The organism is Kitasatospora sp. NA04385 (genome assembly GCF_013364235.1).
GTDB lineage: Bacteria > Actinomycetota > Actinomycetes > Streptomycetales > Streptomycetaceae > Kitasatospora.
Genome location: NZ_CP054919.1, coordinates 6,838,713 through 6,862,333 on the forward strand (window position 1 = coordinate 6,838,713; position 23,621 = coordinate 6,862,333).

The following is a 23,621-nucleotide window of genomic DNA, read 5'->3' on the forward strand; positions in this document are numbered from 1 at the left end:
CGCCCGACGGGGCGGGAGCGGCGGGGGTGGGGCTCAGCCCGCGTAGGTGCGGACGTAGTCGAAGCGCGCCGTCGCCCCCGACTTGTTCATCGACACCAGGCCGATCTTCAGCGGGCCCTTCACCGGCAGCGTCCACACCCCGGCGTACGTCCAGGTCACGCCGTCGCGGCTGGTGACGGCCCGCACCTCGTGCTCGCCGTGCGCCGCGTCCAGGTGGTGCACCAGGCGCAGCCACATCGTGTCGGCCGTCGGGCCGCCGAACATCGGGGCGTTGGCCACCGCCGTCGGCGGGGTGGTGGTCGGCCGCTCGCCCTCCTTGCCGAACTCGCTGACCTGGAGCACCGCCCCGCCGCCGTTGTTCAGCGCCAGCACCGAGTGCACCAGCTTGAACCACCGGTCGTCGTTCTCGTACAGCACCAGGCCGGCCTGCTGCGAGGTCTGGCCCGGTGCGAAGACCAGCTTCGTCTCCACCGTGAAGTCCCCGTCCGGGGCCGGGCGCTGGAGCACCGAGGCGCTGTTGTCGCCCAGGTACAGCTCCGCGTTCTGGGTCGGCCAGGAGAGCGAGCCGCCGCCCGCCGCCACCCCGGCGGCGGGACCGCGCACCCAGCTCCACGGCGAGCCGGCGGTGGTGCCCGGCACCGCCGCCGCGTCGAACTCGTCGCTGTAGCCGGGCAGGAGCGCGCCCGGCGCCGGGTCCGCCACCCGGGCGGTCACCGGGGTGTACAGCGCGGTGGCGCTCACGTTGTCGCCCGCCGCGCCCGGGCCCCGGGCGGCCAGCGCGACCGCGCCGGAACGGGCCGCCCCGGCGGGGACGGTGCGCTGCTGCACGGCCACCGGGTCGTGCAGCCGGTCGTGGCTGACCTCCACCGTCAGCGCGGTGCCGCGCAGTTCGGCGGTGACGGCGTGCCAGGTGTTCCAGGTGAACCCGGCGGGCAGCGCGGTCAGCTGCTCCCCGGCGGAGACCCCGCCGACCACCGCCTCGGTGACCAGGGCGTTCCGGCTCCGGTCCAGCCAGGCGGTGATCCGGTCGCCCGGCCCGGCGTAGGCCAGTGCCAGCCCGGCTCGGCCGCCCGCCGCGGTGACCCGCAGGTCGGCCTCGGCGCGGACGTTCGCCGGGGCGGTGCCCGGGCCGACCGCGAACGCGGGCGCGTCCCCGCTGTCGGCGTGCGCCGCGTACCCGCCGGAGTCGGTCTCCACCGGCGCCGACCAGCCGCCGGTGCCGGCGCCCTCGGTGCGCCAGCCGGCCAGCGTCCCGCCGTCGAACGCGCCGCCGGCCGCCGGGGCGGTGACGGGTGCGGCCTGCGCGGTGTCGGACGGGCCCGCCCCGGCGCGCAGCACCGGCCAGCCGTCGATCCAGTCCAGCCGGTCGATCAGCAGCGGGCGGCGGGTCAGGTTCAGGGTGCCCCCGGCGGCGGGCGCCAGGTCGGGCGCCTCGGCCGGGATGCCGTGGTAGACCAGCCAGTCCTGCCCGGACAGGTCGGTCTGCACCGCGTTGTGGCCCGGGCCGATCCAGCGGTTCCCGTTCGCCCCGGCCACGATCCCGGCCTTGCTGGTGAGCGCCGTCAGGTCGGTGCCCAGCTCGTCGCGGAACGGCCCGGTCGGGCTGGTGGCCCGGCCGACCTTGACCTGGTAGCCGCTGAACGCCCCCGAGCAGCAGCCGCCGTCCGAGTAGAACAGGTAGTAGTAGGCGTCCCGGTGCACCACGAAGCCGCCCTCGACCCGCCGCCCCTTGGCGACCTGGGTCACCGCGCCCTGGGTGCGGGTGCGGTCCGGGGTCAGCTGGGCGACGCAGATGGTGTCGTAGCTGCCCCAGTACAGGTACGCCTGGCCGCCGGTGTCGGTGAACTGGGCCTGGTCGATGTTGCCGCTCGGGCAGCCGCTGGGGGAGGGCAGCACCGAACCCCGGTCGGTCCACGGGCCGGTGGGGGTGGGCGCGGTGGCCAGCGCGACGGTGCCCGCGCCCGGCACCGAGTAGTACAGGCTGTAGTGGCCGTCGAAGTAGCGGATGTCCGGCGCCCACAGCCGGGAGCCGTTCTCCCAGGCGGGCTGGGTGGCGGGCGTGAACACCTGGCCCGCGTACGTCCAGTGCACCAGGTCCGCCGAGCGCAGGATCGGCAGGATGCGCTCGCCGTCCTCGCCCCGGCTCTGGAAGACCGGGTTCTGGGTGCCGTAGGCGTACCAGAGGCCGTCCTTGCCGCGGATCGTCGACGGGTCGGGGAAGGTGTCCACCACCCCGGCGGAGACCGGGTTGGTGTAGGTCGCGGCCGGCGCGTCGGCGGCCTGCGCGCCGTCCGCGGTTGCGGCCGGCGGGACGGCCAGCAGCCCCCAGGCGAGCGCGCAGGCGGCCAGCAGCCGCGGGAGCAGTCTTCGGTGGCGCGGGGTGCGGAGGGTCATGCCGTCTCCCTGCTCGGGGTGGTGCCGGCGGTCGGCGCGGCGGGTGCCGTGCCGTCGGGTTCGAAGGCGCTGAGGGTGGAGTCCTCCAGGTGGGTGCCGATGTCGTACATCGGCGCCATCCAGTGGTGGAAGTTGTCGCCGCGCTCGCGCAGCAGGTCGTACAGCCGCCGGGTCAGCCGGGCCCGGACGTCCGCGTACGCCGCCTCGCCGTGCCGGTTGACCAGCTCGTGCGGGTCCTCGACCAGGTCGTACAGCTCGTTGACGGACTCCGGGTTGACCACCAGCTTGTACCGGTCGTCGCGGATCATCCGCTGCGGGTACGGGAAGTGGTGGCCGTGGAACTCGGCGACCAGCTCCTGCGGCCAGTCCGGCCGTTCGCCGCGCACCAGGGGCAGCAGGCTGCGGCTGTCGACCGCCGGCGCCGGGTCGGCGCCGGCCAGTTCGAGGATCGTCGCGGTGCAGTCGGTGAGCGAGACCAGCTCCTCGCGCACCTGCGGCGGCGCGCCCGGCACCCGGACGATGCCGGGGATGCGGTAGATGTCCTCGTACATCGCCGGGCCCTTGTCGTGCAGCCGGTGCGCGCCGGTGAACTCGCCGTGGTCGGCGGTGAAGAACACCGAGGTGGCGTCGGTCAGGCCGAGTTCGTCGAGCCGGGTGAGGATGCGGCCGATCTGCTCGTCGATCAGGGTGACGTACCCCCAGTAGACGGCGATCAGCTTCCGGCTCACCTCGGCGGGCATCGTGTCGAACGCCCAGTGGTCGCAGTAGTTGCGCTGGACGGGCGGCTTGCCCTCGAAGGTCTCGGCCACCGAGGGCGGCAGCTCGACCAGCGCCGGGTCGTAGCGGTCGTAGTAGGCGTCGGGCAGCAGGTAGGGCAGGTGCGGACCGAAGAAGTGCGCGGCCAGGAAGAACGGCCGCCCGTCGGCCGCGTACCGCTCCAACTGCTCGATCGTCCGGGTGGCCAGGTAGTGCTCGAAGGTGGCCTCCACCGGCTGCCGGAGCCGGGCCGCCAGCAGGTTGCCCGGGTTGCCGTTGGGCGAGGTGCCGCGCACCGGATCGGTGATCCGGTACGGCGGCAGGCCGCGTTCGGCCAGGTAGGCCAGGTAGTCGGGGTGGTCGACGGGGTTGTGCCAGCCCGGCAGGTCGGGCCCCTCGAAGCCGTACGAGGCGGCGTTGCGCTCGGTGCCGCCGTGCCACTTGCCGACCAGGCCCAGCCGGTAGCCGCGCTCCCGGAGCGCCTGCGGGAAGGTGAAGACGTCCGGCCGCAGGTCCTCCAGGTAGCCGACGTTGCGCTCCTGGTTGGCCAGCAGCCGGTGCCGGAAAGGGTTCTGACCGGTCAGCAGGCTGGCCCGGGCCGGGGTGCAGATCGCCGTCGGGGTGTAGAACCGGTCGAAGCGGGTGCCGGACGCGGCCAGCCGGTCCAGGTGCGGGGTCGCCACGTGCGGGTTGCCGTACGCGCCGAGGGTGTCCACCCGGTGCTGGTCGGTCATCAGGAACAGCAGGTTCACTTCCCGTACGCCTTTGCGTAGGCGTCGCCCGCGTAGTACTCGGCCGGGGCCGGGGAGGTCTTCAACTGGCCGGTGGAGACGAAGAAGTCGCCCAGGCCCTTCAGCCAGCCGTCCACCGTGCCGTCCTTCGTCTTGGCCACCAGGTCCGCGGTGGACAGGGTCTGCACGTTGGCGGCGTCCGCCTTGACCTTGGCCGGGTCGAGCTTGAGCAGCGCGGCGGCCTCGGTGACCGACTCGTCCGGGTGCGCGGCCCGCCAGTCGTTGGCCGCCTGGAGCACCTTGACCACCTTCTCGGACAGCCCCGCGTCGGTCTTCGGGCCGGAGACGAACGCGGTCGGGAAGGCCCGGCCGGTGAAGTCCTTCGTCCCGGCGATCTCCACCAGGTCCGGCTTCTTCGCCTTGATGCTGTCGATCAGCGGGTACCAGATCCCGGCCGCGTCGATCTGCCCGCCCACGAACGCGGACACCACCGTCGCCGGGTCCATCGGCACCTTCTGCACGTCGCTGGGCGACAGCCCGGCCTGCTGGAGCGCCAGGTTGAGCACCATCTCGCCGGAGGTGCCGGCCGGCACGCCGACCTTCTTGCCCTTCAGGTCCTTGACCGAGGTGATGCCCGGCTGGGCGATCACGTGGTCGGCGTAGGTCAGGGTGTCGATCGCGACCACCTTGGCCTTGCCGGAGGCGGGCAGCCAGAGCGCGCCGGGGCCGATGTAGCCGAAGTCCAGGTCGCCCGCGCCGAGCGCCTGCACCTGGAGCGGGCCGTTGGTGAACACCTTCAGCTCCGGGTCGAGGCCCTGCTGCTTCCACAGGCCCTGCCGGTCGGCGATGGCCAGCAGGCTGGCGCCGTTGTAGTCGCTGATGTAGCCGAACCGCACCTTCACCGTCTTGCCCGCGGCGCCGGACGAGCCCGACGAGGCGGAGGAGGCGGACGAGCAGGCGGTGGCGGAGAGCGACAGGACGGTCACGGCGGAGACGGCGAGGAGGGCGCGACGGAGTATGCGCATGGCGATGCGGTCCTTGGGGAGAGGTGACGGAACGTCAGGAAGCGGAAGGGGACTGGTGGTACACGGCGTGCCAGACCTCGTTGCGGAGGCGGGCGAACCCGGGGGAGAGCCGGATCTCCTCGGTGCGCGGGTAGGGCAGGTCGACCTCCACCACCCGGTGGATCCGGCCCGGGCGGGAGGCCATCACGACCACCCGGCGGGCCAGGTAGACCGCCTCGTCCACGTCGTGGGTGACGAACAGCACGGTGCGCCGCTCCCGGCTCCAGGTGTCCAGCAGCTGGTCCTGGAGCTGGATGCGGGTCAGGGCGTCCAGCGCCCCGAACGGCTCGTCCATCAGCAGCACCCGCGGGTCCACCGCGTACGCCCGGGCGATCGCGCAGCGCTGCCGCATCCCGCCGGAGAGCGTCTTGGGCAGCGCGTCGGCGAAGTCGCCCAGGCCCACCAGCTCGATCGCGTGCTCGGCCCGGCGGCGGCGCTCGGCGGCCGGCACCTTGGCCAGCCGCAGCCCGAACTCGACGTTGCGGCGCACCGTCAGCCACGGGAACAGCGCGTACTGCTGGAAGATCACGCCCCGGTCGGGGCCCGGCCCGGTGACCGGCTCCCCGTCCACCAGCACCTCCCCGCCGGTCGGGGCGACCAGCCCGGCGGCCATCCCCAGCAGGGTGCTCTTGCCGCAGCCGGACGGGCCGACCACGGTGACGAACTCGTTGTCCGCGACGTCGAGCGAGACGCCGTCCAGGGCGGTGAACCGGCCGCCCTTCACCGGGTAGCTGCGCGAGACGGCGCGGAAGGAGATCTTGCTGGTCGTCCCGTCGGCCGGGGCGGGCCCGCTGAGCGGGGAGGAGGGCTTACTGCTGGTCATCGGCGTTCCTGCCATCGGGTGAGGCGGCGCTCGGCGAGCTGGAGCAGCCGGTCCATGACCAGGCCCAGCACGCCGATGGTGATCAGCCCCACGAAGATCGTCGGGAGGTCGTAGTAGAGCTCGGCCTGCTGCATCCGGAAGCCCAGGCCCTCCTGGGCGGCGATCAGCTCGGCGGCGACCAGGGTGCCCCAGGCCGAGCCCAGGCCGATCCGCATGCCGACCAGGATGAACGGCGCCGCCGCCGGGACGACCACCCGCAGGAAGATCGCCCGGTCGTTCGCCCCCAGCACCCGGGCGGCGTTCACCAGCGTCGCGTCCACGTCCAGCACGCCCTGGAAGGCCGCCACCACGCTGGACAGGAAGGCCGCCAGGAAGATCACCACGACCTTCGGCACCTCGCCGATGCCCAGCAGCACCACCGCCAGCGGGATCAGCGCCAGCGGCGGGATGGTCCGGAAGAACTGCACGTACGGTTCCAGCAGGGCCCGGGCCGTCGGGTACCAGCCCATCAGGAAGCCGACCGGTACGGCCGCCAGGGTGCCGAGGGCGAAGCCGAGCAGCACCCGGCGCAGGCTGGCCAGCGCGTCGTCCAGCAGGGTGCCGTCGGCGATCAGCTCGCCCGCCCGGTCGGCGACCTCGCCGGGGCCGGGCAGGCCCTGGACGCCCGCCGCGGCCAGCAGCGACCAGGCGGTCAGGCCGACGGCGACCGCCAGCAGGTTCAGGGCGAGGGTGCGGGCCACCCGGCGGACGCCCGAACGGGGCGCCGCCGCGGCGGGTCCGGTGGCGGACCCGGTGGCGGACTCGGTGGGGGGAGCGGTCACGGCCATGGCGTGACCGGTCTGCGACTGCCGTGCACGGGGACGTCCTCGGGGATGCGGGTACGGGTACGGGGGTGGGGGCGGAGCGGGAACGGGGGCGGTGCGGGGGTCACGGCGCTTCCTCGGGGTCGGGCCGCCGGTAGTGCGAGAGCAGCGGGGTGGTCTGGAGCACCAGGGCGATGCCGCCCAGCGCGCCGCCGTACTCGCCGAGCGCGGCCCGGCGCAGGTCCAGCCGGCTGCGGGCCAGCGGCAGCACGTGCGCGGCCAGCGCCTCCTGCACCGGGTCGAGCAGCAGCGGCCCGGCCCCGGCCAGTTCGCCGCCGACCACGACCACGCCCGGCCCGACCGCGTTGCACACGGCGGCCAGCACCGTGCCGACGTGGCCGCCGACCGTGCGCAGCACGCCGAGCGCGGCCGGCTCGCCGCCGGTGGCCGCGGCCAGGAACTCCGCGAGGTCCGCGGACCGGCCGCCCGCCTCCCGGTGCGCGTCCAGCACCGCGCCGACGGAGGCCACCGTCTCCAGGCAGCCCCGGCCGCCGCAGTCGCAGGGCGGGCCCGCCGGGTCGACCGTGATGTGGCCGAGCTCGCCGGACAGCCCGTACGCCCCGGCGTGCAAGGCGCCCCGGATCACCAGGCCGCCGCCGACGCCGTGCGACAGGCGCAGGTACAGCACGTCGCGCGAGCCGGTCGCCGAACCCCACACCGACTCGGCGAGCGCCGCCAGCCGGGTGTTGTTGTCCACCAGCACCGGCACGCCGAACGCCGCGCCGAGCAGCTCGCGCACCGCCCCCGCGCCGTCCGGTCGACCGCCCGGCGCGGCTGACCCCGGGGCTGATCCTGCGTCGGACGGCGGGTCGGACGGCCGGTCCGACGACTCGTCAGCCGGTGCGTCGACCGCTCCGACCGGCCCGACCACGCCCACCCCGATGCCGGTGACCGAGCCCAGGCCGAGCGCGCCGTCCGCGAGGCCGTCCACCAGCTGCCGGGCGAGGGCGATCCGCTCCGGCCACGGCAGGCCCGCCGGGTGCGCCCGGCTGGCCGAACCGACCACCTCGTGCGCCACGTTGACCGCCGCGACGTGCACCGCGCGCCGGGCGAAGTCGATCCCGACGGCCTGCCCGGCCGCCGGGTTCAGGCTCAGCGTCTCCACCGGCCGCCCGCGCCGCCCGGTGCCCGCCGCGGGCGCCGACGCCACCACCGCGCCGGCCGTGACCAGGCCGCCGACGATGTCGTACAGCGTGGTCCGGGACAGCCCGGTGTGGCTGCCGAGCCCGGCCCGGCTGAGCGGGCCGTGCCGCCGCAGCAGGTCCAGGACCAGCTTCTCGTGGCCCCGGCGCAGGCGGGCCAGCGGTCCGTCGTGGGGGTGCGGGGAGTGCATGGCCCCCAGCATGGAGAGCGGCCCGGATTTACGTCAATGAGCCGGATTAAATGTCATGCCGCCGCAACGCGCGGCAACACTGCGGCCCGCCGCGGCACCCGGACGGGTGGTCGGCGGGCCCGCCCCGCGCCCCCCGCCGGGCCGGCGGCCCGGCCCGTGAACGCCCGAACGGGCCTGTTGTTAACGCGACTTGGCGCCCTGTCACGTATCCGACTTGTTTTCGGCCCAGCCCGGGGCGGCACCTTGTCGCGTGCGCGACGGGTGTGGGAGAACGGGAGACCGACGCCGACCCAGGGAGGCCGCATGCGTGCCCGTGCCCGTCTCGTTCCCGTCCTCGCGCTCGTCACCGCCACCGGCCTGCTGGGCGTCGCGGCGCCCGCCGAAGCGGGCCAGGCACCGCCGGGGAAACAGCCGGTCGCGGTCGGCTGGGGCGGTGCGGTGGCCAGCGTGGACGCCGACGCCACCGCCGCCGGTCTGGAGGTGCTCAAGCGCGGCGGCAACGCGGTGGACGCCGCCGTCGCCACCGCCGCCGCGCTCGGCGTCACCGAGCCCTACTCGGCGGGCATCGGCGGCGGCGGGTACTTCGTCCACTACGACGCCCGCACCGGCCGGGTCGAGACCATCGACGGCCGGGAGACCGCCTCCCGGAGCGCCGACAGCACGCTGTTCCTGGAGAACGGCAAGCCGCTCGCCTTCGACGACGCCGTCACCAGCGGCCTGTCCGTCGGCGTCCCCGGCACCGCCGCCACCTGGGAGCGGGCCCTGCGCCGCTGGGGCACCCGCAGCCTGGGCGAGGTGCTCAAGCCCGCCGAGCGGATCGCCGAGCGCGGCTTCACCGTCGACCAGACCTTCCAGGACCAGACCGCCGCCAACCGGGCCAGGTTCCAGGACTTCCCGGCCAGCCGCGCGCTGTTCCTGCCCGGCGGCCGACTCCCGGCCGTGGGCTCGGTCTTCCGCAACCCCGACCTGGCCGCCACCTACCGCCAACTCGGCCGCCAGGGTACCGACGCGCTCTACCGGGGCCCGATCGGCGCCGACGTCGTCCGCACCCTCCAGCACCCGCCGGTCGACCCCGCCTCCGGCCGCACCGCCCGCCCCGGGAAGGTCGACGCCGCCGACCTGGCCGCGTACCGGGTCCGCGACCAGGCCCCGACCCACGTCGGCTACCGGGGCCTGGACGTGTACGGCATCGCGCCGTCCTCCTCCGGCGGGACGACGGTCGGCGAGGCGCTGAACATCCTGGCCCGCAGCAGCCGCGCCGACCTCGCCGACCCCGTCCGGTACGACCACCGGTACCTGGAGGCCAGCCGGATCGCCTTCGCCGACCGCAACCGCTGGGTGGGCGACCCGTCCGCCGTGCAGGTCCCGACCCGGCAGCTCCTCGACCCCGTGTACGCCGCCGCCCGGGCCTGCCTGATCGACCCGTCGCACGCCCTGACCAGCCCGCTCGCCCCCGGCGACCCCTACCACCCGGCGGCCTGCGGCAGCACCGGGCAGCCCGCCGCCGAACCGTACGAGGGACAGAGCACCACCCACCTGACCGTCGCCGACCGCTGGGGCGACGTGGTCTCCTACACGCTGACCATCGAGCAGACCGGCGGCAGCGGCATCACCGTCCCCGGCCGGGGCTTCCTGCTCAACAACGAGCTGACCGACTTCGACTTCGCGCCGCTCACCCCCGGCGTCCCCGACCCGAACCTGCCCGGCCCGGGCAAGCGGCCGCGCTCCTCGATCTCGCCGACCGTCGTGCTCAAGGACGGCAAGCCCTACCTGGCGCTCGGCTCGCCCGGTGGCGCGACCATCATCACCACCGTCCTGCAGGTGCTGACCGGCCGGGTGGACCGCGGGCTGACGCTGGAACAGGCCATCGCCGCGCCCCGGGCCAGCCAGCGCAACACCGCCGCCACCCAGGCCGAACCGGCCTTCCTGGCCTCGCCCGAGGCCGCGAAGCTCCAGGCGCTGGGCCACGTCTTCGCCGCCACCCCGGAGATCGGCGCCGCCACCGGCGTCGAACGGCTCCCGGACGGCCGCTGGCTGGCCGCCGCCGAACCCGTCCGGCGCGGCGGCGGCGCGGCGGGCGTCGTGCAGCCCTCGCGCTGATCCTCCGTCAGCCCTGTCAGCCTGTTGGCCCGTCAGCCCCGTCGGCCCCGTCGGCTGCCGGGTGCTGTCGGCGGCGAGCGGTATGTTCGGACGGGGTGCCCGGCCCGCGCGCCGGGGCCCCGTCCGTCCGCACCGCCGAGGGAAGGCCGCCGTGACCGTCCGCATCGCCACCTGGAACATCAACTCCGTCACCGCCCGGCTGCCCAAGCTGCTGGAGTGGCTGGAGTCCGCCCAGCCGGACGTGCTGTGCCTGCAGGAGCTCAAGTGCGCCACCGACGCCTTCCCCGCCGAGGCGGTCGCCGAGCTGGGCTACGCCTCCGCCGCGCACGGCGACGGCCGGTGGAACGGCGTCGCCCTGCTGTCGCGGATCGGCCTGGACGACGTGGTGCGCGACCTGCCCGCCCAGCCCGGTTACCTCGCCGAGGACGCGCTGCTGCCGGTGGTCGAGCCGCGCGCCGTCGCCGCGACCTGCGGCCCCGTCCGGGTCTGGTCGGTGTACGTGCCCAACGGCCGCGAGGTCGACCACGCGCACTACCGCTACAAGTTGGAGTGGATGGCCGCGCTGCGCGACGCCGTCCGGGAGGACGCGGCGGGCGAGCGCCCGTTCGCGGTGCTCGGCGACTTCAACGTCGCCCCCGCCGACGAGGACGTCTACGACCTCGCCGCCTTCGAGGGCCTCACCCACGTCACCGCCCCCGAGCGCGCCACCCTCACCGCCCTCCAGGAGACCGGCCTGCAGGACGTCGTCCCCCGCGCCCTCAAGTACGACCGCCCGTACACCTTCTGGGACTACCGGGCGCTGGCCTTCCCGAAGAACCGCGGCATGCGGATCGACCTGACCTACGCCAACAAGCCGTTCGCGGACGCCGTCACCGACAGCTACGTGGACCGCGAGGCCCGCAAGGGCAAGGGCACCTCGGACCACGCGCCGGTGGTGGTCGACCTCGACCTGTGAGACCGGCGGGTCGGCCCGCGAGGCTGCGGGGCTGCCGGCCTGCCGGCCTGCCGGCCCGCCGGGCTGCCGGGCTCAGAACAGGGCGCCGACGAAGAGCTCGATGACGAGGGCCGGCAGCAGCGGGTTGTCGTTGGCGTACTCGAAGCGCCCCCAGGCGTAGACCGCGGTGGCGAACACCCGCAGCGGGTCGGGTTCGGCCAGCTCCCAGCGGCCGAGCCGGGTGCGGCCCACCGTCCGCCCGTCCTCCAGCAGTTCGGTGCGCACCAGGCCGCGGCGGACGAAGCACAGGCTGCGCCCGTCCGCCTCGAAGCGCACGTAGCGGCGGGAGCGCAGCGGGTTGGCGCTGCGGGCGGTGATGCGGGCGGTGACGCGGGCCTCGGCGCCCTCGAAGTCGGCCGTCAGCCGGCCGCGCCGGGCCGCCCGGACGGCGCGCGGGCCGGGCACGAACGCGGAGAGCCCGCCGAGCGGGCGGCCGTCGAGTTCCAGCCGCCAGTCCCGCGCGCCCTGCGTCCTGATGCTGAAGTCGGTCTTCTCGGGCGAGCGGTGCAGCACCAGGGCGCCGAGCGGTGTCGGCACCGTCGCCGAGTCGCTCCTGCGGAGCTCCGTGAATTCCATCGTGTCCCCCCAGTGTCGTGAAAACCCCAGGTGGAGGGTAATGGGCGAAGATCCGTTCGTCAGTATTATCTGAGTGTATAGACGCGAAGTGTACGCCCGGCGTACGCTCCCGCCATGAGCGTTCCCCTCACCCTGCTCGGGCTCCTCGAACGCGAGCCCAGCCACGGCTACGACCTCAAGCGCGACTACGACGCCTTCTTCGGGCGCGGCAAACCGCTGCCCTTCGGCCAGGTGTACGCGACCCTCGGGCGGCTCGCCCGGGACGGGAAGGTGGTGGTCGGCGACCCGGAGGCCGGCGACGGGCCGGACCGCAAGCGGTACGTGATCACCGAGGCGGGGGCCACCGAGTTCGAGGACTGGCTGAGCGAGCCGGTCGCCGCCGAACCCCACCTGCAGACCGTGCTGTTCAGCAAGGTCGTGCTCGCCCTGATGCTCGGCCGCGACGCCGAGCGCTACCTCGACACCCAGCGCGCCGCCCACCTCAAGCGGATGCGCGAACTCACCGAGGTCAAGCGCTCCGGCAGCCTGGTCGACGCCCTGCTCGCCGACCACGGCCTGTTCCACCTGGAGTCCGACCTGCGCTGGATCGACCTCACCGCCGCCCGCCTGGACGCCCTCGCCGCGGAGGTGAACGCCCGGTGAGCGCCCCCCTGATCGAGGCCCGCGCCGTCACCCTCTCCTTCGGCGAGACCCCCGCCCTGCGCGGCGCCGACCTCGCAGTGGACGCCGGCGAGATCCTCGCCGTGATGGGCCCCTCCGGCTCCGGCAAGTCCACCCTGCTGCACTGCCTGGCCGGCATCCTCGCCCCCGACGGCGGCGAGATCCACTTCGACGGCCGCCGGATCGACCGCCTCGGCGAGCAGGAGCGCAGCACGCTGCGCCGCGACAGCTTCGGCTTCGTCTTCCAGTTCGGCCAGCTCGTCCCGGAGTTGAGCGCCGAGGAGAACGTCGCCCTGCCGCTGCTGCTCGGCGGCGCCAAGCGCGCCGACGCGCTGGCCCGGGCCCGCGCCTGGTTCCCCCGGCTCGGCCTGGACGGGCTGGAGGGGCGCCGCTCCGGCGAGCTCTCCGGCGGCCAGGCCCAGCGCGTCGCCCTGGCCCGCGGCCTGGTCGCCGAGCCGCGCGTCCTGTTCGCCGACGAACCCACCGGCGCGCTCGACTCACTCACCGGCGAACACGTGATGGACCTGCTGGTCGACTCCGCCCGCGCCCAGGGCACCACCGTCGTCCTGGTCACCCACGAGGCGAGGATCGCCGCCTACGCCGACCGCGAGACCATCGTCCGCGACGGCCGCGCCACCTCGCTGAGCGGGCGGGCCGCCGGATGATCCGCCTCGGCCTGCGCCTCGCCGTCAGCGGCGGCCGCGAAGCGCTGCTGCGCCTGCTGGTCACCGCCGCCGCCGTGGCCGTCGGCGTCGGGCTGCTGCTCACCACCCTCGCGGCCGTCAACGCCGTGCACACCCAGAACGGCCGCTACGCCTGGATCAACACCAGCCCCACCACCGTCCCCGCCGATCGGGAGGCGGCGGGGACGGCCCCGGAGGGCAACGCGCCGCTGTGGTGGATGACCCGGCGCGACACCTTCCGGGGGCAGCAGATCGGACGCGTCGACGTCGCCCCGACCGGCCCGACCACCGTGCTCCCGCCCGGGGTGGACCGGCTGCCCGCCGACGGCGAGTACTACCTGTCGCCCGCGCTGGCGAAGCTGGCCGACGCGACGCCCCCGGAGCAGCTCGCCGACCGCTTCGGCGGCCACCGGATCGGCATCCTCGGCAAGGACGCGCTGCCCGGCCCCGACAGCCTGGTCGCCCTGGTCGGCGACAGCCCGCAGGAGCTGTCGGCGATCCACGGCGCGGTCGAGGTCACCCGGATCCTCACCACCTCGCCCGACCGCTGCGACGACTGCCCGATCGGCATCCGGTCCAACGGCATCACGCTGATCCTGACCGTCGCCACCGGCGCGCTGGTCTTCCCGCTGCTGATCCTGATCGGCACCGCCACCCGGCTCAGCGCCACCCGGCGCGAGCGGCGCTTCGCCGCGATGCGGCTGGTCGGCGCGACACCCCGGCAGGTCTCGGCGATCTCCGCCGTCGAGTCCGCGCTCGCGGCCGCCGCGGGCGTGCTGCTCGGCTTCCTGCCCTACCTCGCGCTGCGCGGCCGGGTCGCCGCCGTGTCGCTGACCGGGTACCGCTTCTACACCTCCGACCTCACCCTGACGCTCCCGCAGGTCGCGGTCGTCGGCCTGGGCGTGCCGCTGGCGGCCGTCGTCGCCGCCCGGATCGCGCTGCGCCGGGTGCGGATCTCCCCGCTCGGGGTCAGCCGCCGGGTCACCCCGAAGCCGCCCCGGGCCTGGCGGGTGGTGCCGCTGCTGGCCGGGCTCGCCGAGCTGGTGTTCCTGCTGGTCCGGCACCCGGAGTCGACCCCGGGCCAGGTGCGGGGGTACCTCTCCGCGTTTGGCCTGATCATGACCGGCATCCTGCTCTCCGGCCCGTGGCTGACCGGCCGGGCCGCCGCCCTGCTGGCTCGGCGCACCCAGCGCCCGGCCGCGTTGATCGCGGCCCGCCGGCTCGCCGACAACCCCACCGCCGGGTTCCGGGCGGTCAGCGGGCTGGTGCTGGCCCTGCTGGTGATGACCGCGACGATCGGGATCATCACCACCATGACCGCCGAGCGCGGCCGGGTCGAGGGCGGCCCGCAGTTCGACAACGTGCTGCTCAACGGCCTCAGCGAGGACCGCACCCCCGAGGGCCTCGACCGCGGCGCCGGCCCGCCCGCGCCGCCCGGGCTGACCGCCGGCCTACTGGCCGTCCCCGGTGTGCGCGGCACCATGCTGGTGCACCCGCTCGACGAGGTGGTGCCGGTCCACGCCGGGGGCGAGACCGCGGCCTCCGAAACGGTGGCCTGCCCCGAGCTGGAGGCCGTCGGGGTGTTCGGCCGCTGCGCGCCCGGCGCGGCCACTGCCTACCTGCCGTCCGTGCTGGCGGGCTTCCGCGACTACTCCGGCACCGTGTGGCCCGCCGCGCCCTACACCGCCGAGCAGGTGGCGGCCCTGCCGGTGGTGAGCGTGGTGGTCGCCACCGACGGCTCGCCCGCCGCCGTCGAGCGGGCCCGGACGATGGTGGACACCGCCTACCCGGCGAGCCGGCAGTCACGGACCCTGGCCGAGGGCCGGAAGGAGTCCGGCGCCGAACTGCAGGGCTTCCGGCAACTGGCGAAGGTGGTCGTCCTGGCGACCTTCCCGATCGCGGGCTGCAGCCTCGCGGTCAGCGTCGCCGCCGCGCTCGGCGAGCGCAAGCGGCCGTTCAGCCTGCTGCGGCTCAGCGGAGTGCCGCTGGCGATGCTGCGCCGGGTGGTGCTGATGGAGTCCGCGGTGCCGCTGCTGGCGGTCTCGGCGCTGGCGATCGGCACCGGGCTGCTGGCCGCCGACCTGTTCCTGCGCTCCCAGTTGCAGTACACGCTGCACTCGCTCGGCGCCGGCTACTACCTGGCGGTCGCGGGCGGGCTGGCCGGGGCGCTGGCGGTCATCGGCGCCACCCTGCCGCTGCTGCGCCGGATCACCGGCCCGGAGACCGCCCGCAACGAGTAGCACTCCCGGCCGCGCGGTCGTTCGGGTCCGGAGCATCGGTCGGACCCGAACGGCCTTGCGGGTTCGCCGGGCCGGGCGGTGCTGCCTAGCGTGGTCGGCAACCGGGTGCAGCGGTGCGAACACGGAGCCGCTGCCCCAACCCCGACCCCCTGGAGGTACGGCATGCGCCCGACGCGCACCGCCGCCGCCGCACTGCTCGGCACCACCGTCCTGCTCGGCCTGGCCGGCACCGCCCCCGCGTCCGCGAAGGGCAGCGAACCCGCCTGGGTCTCCCCCTCGCAGGCCCAGCCCGGGCAGTCGGTCTCGGTCAGTGTCACGTGCGCGAGCAGCACGGAGAAGACAGTCACCGCGACCTCGCTGGCCTTCGCCGGCGGCTCCACCACGCTCCGAGTCGGCCCCGACGGCAAGTACTCGGGCAGCGCCACCGTCATCTCCGAACAGGAGATGGCCGCGGCCGCCGCCAAGCGCACCACCACCGACTCGTCCTGGGGCATCGACGGCAAGTGCCCCAACGGGGACGGCTTCGTCGGCGCGGTCGCCATCGCGGTCGCCGGGACGAACGGCACCACCAGCGGCGCGGCCGCCGGTGCGGGCGTCTGGGAGGGCGCCCGGATCCCGCAGGGCGGGGTGGAGACCGGCCTGGGCGGCTCGGTCGGCGTGGACGGCGCCCGGCTGGCCGTCGGCGCCGGGCTGGTCGCGTCCGGCATCGGCGGGTTCTGGCTGCTGCGCCGCCGCGGCGCGGCCGCCGGTCGGGCCTCCTGAGCGGCCGACCGGTACGCGCCCACCGTACTCGGCGGGCCGCGCGTCCCACGCGGCCGGCGGCACGAGGAAGGGCGGCACCCCGAGGGGTGCCGCCCTTTCGCGCGTCCTTTCGCCCGTCCTTTCGCGCGTCCTTCCGCCCGCCCGGGGGCCTGCGCGTTTAAGGCCGGTGCGCTCAGGAGTCGGTGCGCTCCACGGCGCCGGTGCGCTCCAGGGTGCCGACCGTCAGCAGGTACTGCCCGGCGAGGTACGTCGCCATGATCAGGAAGCTGTGCGCGGGCAGGTGCCGCCAGTCCGCCAGGTCGGTGGCGATCAGGGTGTCGGAGAACAGGAACAGCGCCCCGCCCAGCCCCGCCCGCACGTTGACCTGCGAGGCGGTCACCGCGGTGGAGGCCAGCAGCAGGCTGTAGAACGCCACCGGTACGCGCATCCCCGCGTCCAGGTCGGGCCAGAGCAGCACGATCAGCACCGCCCAGACCACCGCGTAGCAGATCGCGACGGGCAGGATCCGGCGGCGGTCGGCGAGCGCGCCCAGCTTGACGAACATCGTCACGTAGCAGACGTGGCCGGCCGCGAACGAGGCCATCCCGGCCAGGAACGCGACCGTGCCGCCGATCTCCAGCAGGATGTCGCCGCCCGCACCGAACAGCAGCGCCGGGACGAGCAGCCTCGGCGTCTCCGGCTTCGCCAGGGCCCAGACCCAGGCCGCCAGCAGCGGCATCAGCAGCGGCTTGGTGGAGTACTGCAGGGGCTTGATCCCGAAGACGATCGCCAGCAGGTGCGCGGCCGAGACGACGGTGAAGGCGATCAGCAGGGCCCGCGCGGTGCGCGGGTCGCGGAGGGGGGTCATGCGGCGGCACTCTCCGGTCCGGTGGCGGTGGCGGCGGGGCTCTCGGTGCGCGGTGCGGGCTGCCAGCCCGGTCCCTTCGTCAGGTGGCGCAGCCGGTCGCCCCAGGTGGTCGCTCCCCGTATGTCCCGGGCGATCGAGGCGTACTCGTGGGTGGCGACCCGCAACGGGTTGAAGGTGCCGATGTTCTTGGTCAGGCCGTACACCGGGCGTTCGGTCTCGGCCGCGAACGAGCCGAACAGCCGGTCGAAGACGATCAGGATGCCGCCGAAGTTGCGGTCCAGGTAGCCGCCCTGCGAGGCGTGGTGCACCCGGTGGTGCGAGGGGGTGTTGAAGACGTACTCGACCGGGCGGGGGAGCCGGCCGATCCGCTCGGTGTGGATCCAGAACTGGTACACCAGGTTCGCCGAGGAGCAGAACGCCAGCGCCGCCGGGTGCACGCCCGCCAGGACCAGCGGCACGTAGAACACCCAGCTGGTGGCCGAAGTCCAGGGCTGGCGCAGCGCGGTGGACAGGTTGTAGTGCCGGCTGGAGTGGTGCACCACGTGGCAGGCCCACAGGATCCGCACCACGTGGTGGCCGCGGTGCGACCAGTAGTAGCAGAAGTCCTGGGCGAGCAGCATCAGCGGCACCGTCCACCACAGCACCGGCACCCGGAGCGGCGTCACCTCGTACAGGAACGAGTAGATCGCCACCACGGGGATCTTCCAGCCCGCGTCGAACAGCAGCGAGCCCAGGCCCATGGTCAGGCTGGTCGCGGTGTCCTTCGCGGCGTACCCCCGCTCGTCCTCGTCCGGATGGAACCGGTAGGAGACCACCTCCAGGACGGTGAGCAGCACGAAGGCCGGTATCGACCAGAGCACGACATCGGGCAGGTGTGGCATGCCCGGAACCCTAGGGGACGGCGGCGACCTGCGGAAGAGGTTGTTACCGGCGCGTAGTGCCGGGTTCGCCGTCTAGGCTTGGCCCGACATGGAGCGGCAGCGAGCAGCCGCCGGCGCCCCGGCGGCGACCGGCGGGACGGGGACGGGGCGCGGGGGCCGGTCGGGACGGCCCGCCGCCCAGGCACGCCCCGGGGAGCACCCGGACGACCGGTCCGGGGAGCGTCCGGACGACCGCCCCGGGCCCGAAGTGGTCGCGGCCGCCGAGGAGTTGGCCGCCCGGTTCGCCGCCGCCGAACCCGCCGAGGCGGACCTGCTGGCCGCTGCGGTGTTCGGCGCGTACGGGGCCAGGCACCTCGGCGGGGCGCCCCGGTCGGTTGAACCGGCGCCCGGCACCAGCTGGTGGCACGGCCCCACCGTCCACCACAGCACCTCGCCGCTGTTCCGGCCGCTCGGCTACCGCCGGATACGCCGCGAGGCCCCCGCCCAGCCGGCCGCCCGCCCCACCGGCGGCGGACGGCACCGCAAACCCGAACGCCCGGACGCCGCGGGCGAGGTGCGCACCGCCGCCCGGCTGCTGATGGCCCACCCGCTGGTCACCGCCGACGGGCCGCACGGCGCCGGGCTCGCGCTGATCCGCCGTCACGCCGGGGCGCTCACCGAACGCTTCCGCACCCTGCTCGGCTACCGGCTCACCCTCGGCCCCGCCCACGCCCGCCTGCACAAGGCCCCGCTGCCCGGCCGCCCGCTGCCCGGCCTCGACCCCGCCGGGTACGCCGCACTCGCCCGCGCCCTGGCCGGTGCCGTCCCGCCCGCCGCCGCGCCGCCCGCCGTCCGCGCCCTGCTCGACGACTGGCGCCCGCCCGCCGCGCTCGCCGCCGACCTGCTCACCGCATCCCCGCTGCCCGCCGCCGGGCCGGAGGTCACCGTCCGCCGACTGCTCGCCGAGACGCCCGTCGTGCTGTACCACGACCTCGCGCCCGCCGAACGGGCCCACCTGCTCGCCGCCGCCCCCGCCGAGGCGGAACGGTTCGCCGACCTGCTCGGCCTGACCGCCGAGATCCGGGCCGAGGGCGTCGCCCTGCTCGACCCCGCCGACGAGCTCACCGACCTCGCCCTGCCCGGCCCCGGCACCCTGGCCCAGGCCGCGCTGCTGCTCGCCGAACGCCTGGTCGAGGACCTGCGCCCGGTCGGCACCGACGAGGCGCCGCCCGCCGTCCTGGTCCCCGACGCGTTGATCGACGGCACCCTCGGCGACATCACCGACGACTACGGCATGAGCGCGGGCTGGGACGCCGGCTACCTCGCCGACCTGGCCGCCTTCCGGCGCGACGCGCTCGACCTGCTGCACCGGATGGGCCTGGCCGCCCCCGCCGGGCGCACCTGGCTGCTGCGCGCCCCCGCGGCCCGCTACGCCCCCCGCGCCGAGCCCGAGCCCCCGGCGGGCGGCGGCCGGCACTCCCGGCCGAACGTCCCGGCCCAGGGGCGGGTGCTCAGTAGGTGACCGGGCGGACCCGCTCGGCGACCGGACGGAGCTCCTGCACCGTCTCGTCGTAGCTGACCCGTTGGCCCTGGTGCAGGTAGCGGTGCTCGTCGGTGTCGGCGAGCACCGAGTCGTAGTAGACGATCAGCTCGGGGCCGCCGCCGTCCGGGGCGATGTAGCCGTAGCCGTTGTTGAACCACTTGACGGTGCCGGTCTCCATGACGGGACTCCCTTCGGGCCGGTCACCCTCAGTATCGGCCCGGGGCCCGGCGCCCACCACCCGTCCGGCCCAGCACCCGTCCGGCCCACCACCCGTCCGGCCCAGCACCCGTCCGGCCCGGCGTCCGTCCGGTTCGGGGCCCGTCCGGTTCGGCGTCCGTCCGGCTCAGCGTCCGGCGGTGGCCGCCGCCCGGGCCGACTCGTCCTGGTGCCGGACGGTCTCCACGGTGGCGCCGACGCCGAACGAGCCGAGCGCGACGGAGGCCGCGACGGCCGCGCAGGCGAGCAGGCGGCGGTGGCGGAGGGGCAGCGGGAAGCGCGGATCCCGGGCCGGCGGGAAGGCCGGCGGGGCAGTGCGGGCGTTCATGCCGCAGAGCCTGCCAGCGGGGTGTTACGCGGTCACGAAACGCGGGTGAAGTCTGGAAGGGATCTCGGCGTCGGAACCCCCGCTCCCGCGTCCGCGCAGGTCGAACGGCCGATCGACGACGCGCGCAGCAGCCCGGGCAGCGCCGCCGCCAGCACCTGCTGGGCCGCTCCGTAGAAGAAGATCGGCAGCAGCACGGCCGGGTGCCCGCCGAACTGGGTGCCCGCCAGCGCCGCCGCCGCGCTGGTGTTGTTCAGCCCCGAGGCCAGGGTCAGCGTGGTGCGGGCCGCCGCCCCGGTGCGGGAGCGGCGCACCGCCAGCCAGGCCGCCAGGAACGGCCCCGCGCACACCAGCACGCCGCACGCCGCCGCGGCCGCCACCAGCCGCGGTTCGGGACGCAGCGCGATCTGCCGGGCCACCCCGGCCGCGTTCAGGTACGTCAGCGCCAGCGCGTTCAGCAGCCCCGCCAGCCGGAGCCGGGGCAGCAGCGCCGCCCGCAGCCGCCCGCGCAGCACCCCGCGGGTGGCCCGGCGGGCCAGCAGCCCGGCCGCGCACGGCAGCACCACCCACAGCACCATGAAGCGGCAGGTGCCGTCCGAGCGGGCCAGGGCGTCCAGGACGCGGCGCGGGCCGCCGCTCTCCGGCCCCTCGGCCAGCGCCAGCCCGAGCGGGGTGGTGAGCGGGCTCAGCAGCGTGGTGCTCAGCACCAGGCCCAGGCCCAGCGGGGCATCGCCGCCCGCCCGGGCGCCCCAGGTCTGGGCGGCCCCCGCGACCGGCATGGCCGCCGTCAGCGCCAGCCCCACCACCAGCCAGCGGGCCTCCCGCCCGTCCGGCCAGCAGCCCGCGGCGGCCCGCTCGGCGCCCAGCAGCACCAGGGCGCGCAGCAGCAGCGCCACCCCCAGCCCCGCCAGCAGCAGCCCCGGCCGCAGCAGGGCCCGGCCGACGTCCGCCGCCCTGGTCTCGAAGCCGCCGATGAACATTGCCGCGACCAGCATCAGCATCGGCACCGTCACCCCGTCCGGCAGCCCCGTCCGGCAGTGCCGGATCGCCCCGGCGGCCCCCGGCAGCAGCCCGCCCAGCAGGCAGGCGGCGACCGTCGCGGCGGCGAGACGGCGGCGCAGCGCGCGGTCGAGGCGGACGCAGAGCGGGCGGGGGGAGTGGCGCATCGGGCGGTGCTTCCGGCTTCCGGGACGGGCGGGGCAGGGAGGGGAGGGGAGGGGAGGGGAGGGGAGGGGGAGTCGGGGTTCGGAGAGGGGCCGGGCGGGCGCGGGCGGATGACGGCCGTCCGCGCCCGCCGTTCGGCGTGGGCCCGACGCGGACCAGCGTGCCACCGCCGCCGGGCGGTCGTGACCATTACGAACTCTTGGTAAAGGCCCGGGAGTTGGCTCCTCGGTCAACTGCCGCACGGGGTACCGGGCCGCGCCGGGGGCGGTCCGGCGGCGGCGGGTTCACTCCTGCGGGCGAGACCGCTCGGGGTATTCCTCGCCGACGCTCACGCCGACCGCGTCCCGCAGCCCGTGCGCGGGGTGCAGGCGCGAGGGCCCGGCCGCCGGGTCGGTGCGCAGCTCGCGCACCAGTGCCAGGCACAGCCCCAGCATGACCAGCACGAACGGCAGCGCCACCAGGATGGTGGCGTTCTGCAGCGCCCTCAGCCCGCCCGCCAGCAGCAGCGCGGCGGCCACGCCCGCCATCAGCACGCCCCACACCACCACCAGCCAGGTGCGCGGGTGCAGGGCGCCGCCGGAGGACAGCGAACCGAGCACCAGGGACGCCGAGTCGGCGGAGGTGATGAAGTACAGCATCACCAGCAGCACCGCGATCACGCTGGTCACCGCGCCCAGCGGCAGCGCCTTCAGCATCTCGAACAGCCCGGCGTCCGCGCCGCGCGGGATGGTCGCCACCAGGTCGGCCGCGCCGGTCGCCTGCAGCCGGATCGCCGAGCTGCCCATCACCACGAACCACACCGCGGTCGCCCCGCTGGGCACCAGCAGCACGCCCACCAGGAACTGGCGCACCGTCCGGCCCCGGGAGATCCGGGCGATGAAGGTGCCGACGAACGGCGCCCAGGACAGCCACCACGCCCAGTAGAAGATCGTCCAGGTGCCCAGCCAGTCCTCGTCCGTGAACGCCCCGGTCTGGGTGGCCAGCACCGCCAGGTCGGACAGGTAGCCGCCGACCGTCGAGGGCAGCGCGTCCAGCACGAAGACGGTCGGACCGGCCACGAACACGAACAGCATCAGCAGGCTGGCCAGCACCACGCTGGTGGTCGACAGCCACTTCACGCCCCGGTGCACGCCCGACATCGCCGACAGCACGAACGCGCTGCCCAGCGCCGCGATCACCACCAGCTCCACGCCCTCGGTGGCCCGGACGTCGGTGACGTAGCCCAGGCCGCCCGCCACCTGGATCGCGCCCAGGCCCAGGCTGGTCGCCGAGCCGAACACGGTGGCGAACACCGACAGCAGGTCGATCAGCCGGCCCTGCCAGCCGTTCGCGCCGCGCTCGCCGATCAGCGGCACGAACGCCGCCGACATCCGGTTGCCCCGGCCCTTGCGGAAGGTGGTGTACGCCAGCGCCAGGCCGCCCACCGCGTAGATCGCCCACGGGTGCAGCGTCCAGTGGAACAGCGAGAACTCCAGCGCCCGCTGCGCCGCCGCCGGGGTCTGCGGCTCGATGCCGGAACCCGGCTGCGGCTGCGCGTACAACTGGAGCGGCTCGCCGACGCCGTAGAACAGCAGGCCGATGCCCATGCCGGCGGAGAACATCATCGCGATCCAGGCCAGCGTGGAGAACTCCGGCTCCTCGCCGTCCCGGCCCAGCGGGATGCGGCCGAAGCGGCTGACCGCCAGCACCACCGCGAGCACCAGGAACACGTCCGCGGCGACCACGAACAGCCAGCCGGAGTTGTGCAGCACCCAGGCCAGCGCCGAGTTCGAGGTCCGGTCGAGCGAGTCCTCCGCGAACACCCCCCAGGCCACCACCCCCAGGACGGCGACCGCGCCGATCCAGAACACCACCCGGTCCAGCGGGAAGGCATTCGCGTCCGGCGCGGTGGGCTGACGGTCCGTCGGGGGCTCGGCAGAAGTGGACATAGCAGGCACTATGTCCACAATCCGGGCCGGGTGGCGGCTCGGCACGCCGGGGCCGGGCGGTGCGGGGAGCGGTGGCGAGGGGTGCTCAGGCGGGCAGCGGTGGTGGCGGTTCGTAGGGCGTCAGCACCAGCCGGACCATCTCCTCCAGCCGGGTGCGGGCGTCGTCCAGCGTCGTCCGGCCCGTCACCCAGGCCGTCAACTCGCCCTGCCAGGCGTGCCCCACCATGTGCCGCACCAAGTCCCCGGAGGCCGGCGGGACCTCCGGGATCACCGCGCCCAGTGCCGCCCGGTCGGCCCGGGCCAGGCCCTGGAGCGCCTCGCTGGCGAACGGGTCCGTCGAGGTCGCCACCGCCACCCGCAGCCGGGCCAGCTCCGGCTGCCGCTGGTACGCCCGCATCCCCCGCCGCACGAACCGCACCGCCCGCTCGGTCGGCGAGGCACTGCGCCCCGCCCCCACCTCGCCGACCAGGTCGGCGAGCAGCAGCCGGTGCCAGTCCGCTATCGCGGCGGCGAGCAGGTGGTCCTTCGACGAGAAGTACCGGTACGCGGTACCGAGGGCCACGCCAGAACGCTCCGACACCTGTTTCATCTGGAGCCGCTCCACGCCGATCTCGGTCACCAGGGCCAGGGCGGCGGACAGGAGGGAGCCGCGGCGTTCGAGCTGACGGGGGGACATCGCCTCCACCGGACGAGGTGACAGGTCAACCTTGGTCACCCGAACCATGATACGTGGCGGCCCCACGCCGCGGTATGACGCGA

At 75.2% G+C, this 23,621-nt stretch carries 21 protein-coding genes; 7 read left to right on the forward strand and 14 right to left on the reverse strand.

Annotation, left to right across the window (positions count from 1 at the left end; translation table 11 throughout):
- Nucleotides 1-33: 33 nt before the first annotated feature.
- The 6 genes from HUT16_RS30235 to HUT16_RS30260 form a co-directional block, all read right to left on the reverse strand.
- On the reverse strand, nt 34-2,394 hold the full coding sequence (locus HUT16_RS30235; RefSeq protein WP_176191213.1) for a family 43 glycosylhydrolase: 2,361 nt from the start codon (nt 2,392-2,394) through the stop codon (nt 34-36).
- Nucleotides 2,391-3,902: a sulfatase-like hydrolase/transferase gene (locus HUT16_RS30240; protein ID WP_176191214.1), complete on the reverse strand. Its 1,512-nt coding sequence runs from the start codon at nt 3,900-3,902 to the stop codon at nt 2,391-2,393. The genes HUT16_RS30235 and HUT16_RS30240 overlap by 4 nt, the downstream gene beginning before the upstream one ends.
- Complete coding sequence (locus HUT16_RS30245) at nt 3,899-4,906, reverse strand: aliphatic sulfonate ABC transporter substrate-binding protein (RefSeq protein ID WP_176191215.1); 1,008 nt, start codon at nt 4,904-4,906, stop codon at nt 3,899-3,901. The genes HUT16_RS30240 and HUT16_RS30245 overlap by 4 nt, the downstream gene beginning before the upstream one ends.
- A gap of 34 nt (nt 4,907-4,940) precedes the next feature.
- Nucleotides 4,941-5,768: an ABC transporter ATP-binding protein gene (locus HUT16_RS30250; RefSeq protein WP_254898051.1), complete on the reverse strand. Its 828-nt coding sequence runs from the start codon at nt 5,766-5,768 to the stop codon at nt 4,941-4,943.
- Nucleotides 5,765-6,595 carry an ABC transporter permease gene (locus HUT16_RS30255; protein ID WP_176191217.1) on the reverse strand — a complete coding sequence of 277 codons (831 nt, stop codon included), beginning with the start codon at nt 6,593-6,595 and terminating at the stop codon, nt 5,765-5,767. Before HUT16_RS30255 ends, HUT16_RS30250 begins: the two co-directional genes overlap by 4 nt.
- 100 nt (nt 6,596-6,695) lie before the next feature.
- A complete protein-coding gene (locus HUT16_RS30260; protein ID WP_176191218.1) occupies nt 6,696-7,976 on the reverse strand; it encodes an ROK family transcriptional regulator in 1,281 nt (426 codons plus the stop codon).
- A gap of 291 nt (nt 7,977-8,267) precedes the next feature.
- Here HUT16_RS30260 and ggt point away from each other — a divergent pair, with 291 nt between their 5' ends.
- Nucleotides 8,268-10,064: a gamma-glutamyltransferase gene (gene ggt / locus HUT16_RS30265; RefSeq protein ID WP_176191219.1), complete on the forward strand. Its 1,797-nt coding sequence runs from the start codon at nt 8,268-8,270 to the stop codon at nt 10,062-10,064.
- Between the two features lie 151 nt (nt 10,065-10,215).
- The gene (locus HUT16_RS30270; protein ID WP_176191220.1) at nt 10,216-11,019 is read left to right on the forward strand and encodes an exodeoxyribonuclease III; all 804 of its coding nucleotides are present in this window, start codon (nt 10,216-10,218) and stop codon (nt 11,017-11,019) included.
- A gap of 72 nt (nt 11,020-11,091) precedes the next feature.
- On the opposite strand, the gene HUT16_RS30275 is transcribed toward HUT16_RS30270, so the two are convergent.
- Entirely contained in the window at nt 11,092-11,634 is a 543-nt protein-coding gene (locus tag HUT16_RS30275) for a hypothetical protein (RefSeq protein WP_176191221.1), read from the reverse strand.
- A gap of 114 nt (nt 11,635-11,748) precedes the next feature.
- Between HUT16_RS30275 and HUT16_RS30280 the strand changes: the two genes are divergently transcribed.
- From HUT16_RS30280 to HUT16_RS30295, 4 genes are all read left to right on the forward strand, one after another.
- The gene (locus HUT16_RS30280) at nt 11,749-12,276 is read left to right on the forward strand and encodes a PadR family transcriptional regulator (protein WP_176191222.1); all 528 of its coding nucleotides are present in this window, start codon (nt 11,749-11,751) and stop codon (nt 12,274-12,276) included.
- On the forward strand, nt 12,273-12,959 hold the full coding sequence (locus tag HUT16_RS30285; RefSeq protein WP_176191223.1) for an ABC transporter ATP-binding protein: 687 nt from the start codon (nt 12,273-12,275) through the stop codon (nt 12,957-12,959). Before HUT16_RS30280 ends, HUT16_RS30285 begins: the two co-directional genes overlap by 4 nt.
- Nucleotides 12,956-15,217: an ABC transporter permease gene (locus HUT16_RS30290; RefSeq protein WP_176191224.1), complete on the forward strand. Its 2,262-nt coding sequence runs from the start codon at nt 12,956-12,958 to the stop codon at nt 15,215-15,217. The genes HUT16_RS30285 and HUT16_RS30290 overlap by 4 nt, the downstream gene beginning before the upstream one ends.
- 162 nt (nt 15,218-15,379) lie before the next feature.
- Nucleotides 15,380-15,979, forward strand: coding sequence for a hypothetical protein (locus tag HUT16_RS30295; RefSeq protein WP_176191225.1), 600 nt, complete (start codon nt 15,380-15,382; stop codon nt 15,977-15,979).
- Nucleotides 15,980-16,151: 172 nt separating this feature from the next.
- On the opposite strand, the gene HUT16_RS30300 is transcribed toward HUT16_RS30295, so the two are convergent.
- Both HUT16_RS30300 and HUT16_RS30305 read right to left on the reverse strand, forming a co-directional pair.
- The gene (locus HUT16_RS30300) at nt 16,152-16,826 is read right to left on the reverse strand and encodes a lysoplasmalogenase (protein ID WP_176191226.1); all 675 of its coding nucleotides are present in this window, start codon (nt 16,824-16,826) and stop codon (nt 16,152-16,154) included.
- A complete protein-coding gene (locus HUT16_RS30305) occupies nt 16,823-17,707 on the reverse strand; it encodes a sterol desaturase family protein (RefSeq protein ID WP_176191227.1) in 885 nt (294 codons plus the stop codon). Before HUT16_RS30305 ends, HUT16_RS30300 begins: the two co-directional genes overlap by 4 nt.
- Nucleotides 17,708-17,795: 88 nt before the next feature.
- On the opposite strand from HUT16_RS30305, the gene HUT16_RS30310 reads away from it, so the two are divergent.
- Nucleotides 17,796-19,208, forward strand: coding sequence for a DUF2398 family protein (locus HUT16_RS30310; protein ID WP_176191228.1), 1,413 nt, complete (start codon nt 17,796-17,798; stop codon nt 19,206-19,208).
- Here the strand turns inward: HUT16_RS30310 and HUT16_RS30315 are convergent.
- From HUT16_RS30315 to HUT16_RS30335, 5 genes are all read right to left on the reverse strand, one after another.
- Nucleotides 19,198-19,407 (reverse strand): cold-shock protein, encoded by a 210-nt coding sequence (locus tag HUT16_RS30315; RefSeq protein WP_176191229.1) that lies wholly within the window; start codon nt 19,405-19,407, stop codon nt 19,198-19,200. The genes HUT16_RS30310 and HUT16_RS30315 overlap by 11 nt on opposite strands.
- Nucleotides 19,408-19,572: 165 nt before the next feature.
- Complete coding sequence (locus tag HUT16_RS30320; protein ID WP_176191230.1) at nt 19,573-19,773, reverse strand: hypothetical protein; 201 nt, start codon at nt 19,771-19,773, stop codon at nt 19,573-19,575.
- A gap of 32 nt (nt 19,774-19,805) precedes the next feature.
- Nucleotides 19,806-20,936 (reverse strand): bile acid:sodium symporter, encoded by a 1,131-nt coding sequence (locus tag HUT16_RS30325; RefSeq protein WP_176191231.1) that lies wholly within the window; start codon nt 20,934-20,936, stop codon nt 19,806-19,808.
- A 282-nt stretch (nt 20,937-21,218) separates the two neighbouring features.
- Complete coding sequence (locus HUT16_RS30330; protein WP_254898052.1) at nt 21,219-22,862, reverse strand: BCCT family transporter; 1,644 nt, start codon at nt 22,860-22,862, stop codon at nt 21,219-21,221.
- Nucleotides 22,863-22,947: 85 nt separating this feature from the next.
- The gene (locus HUT16_RS30335) at nt 22,948-23,577 is read right to left on the reverse strand and encodes a TetR/AcrR family transcriptional regulator (RefSeq protein ID WP_217712108.1); all 630 of its coding nucleotides are present in this window, start codon (nt 23,575-23,577) and stop codon (nt 22,948-22,950) included.
- Between the last annotated feature and the right edge of the window lie 44 nt (nt 23,578-23,621).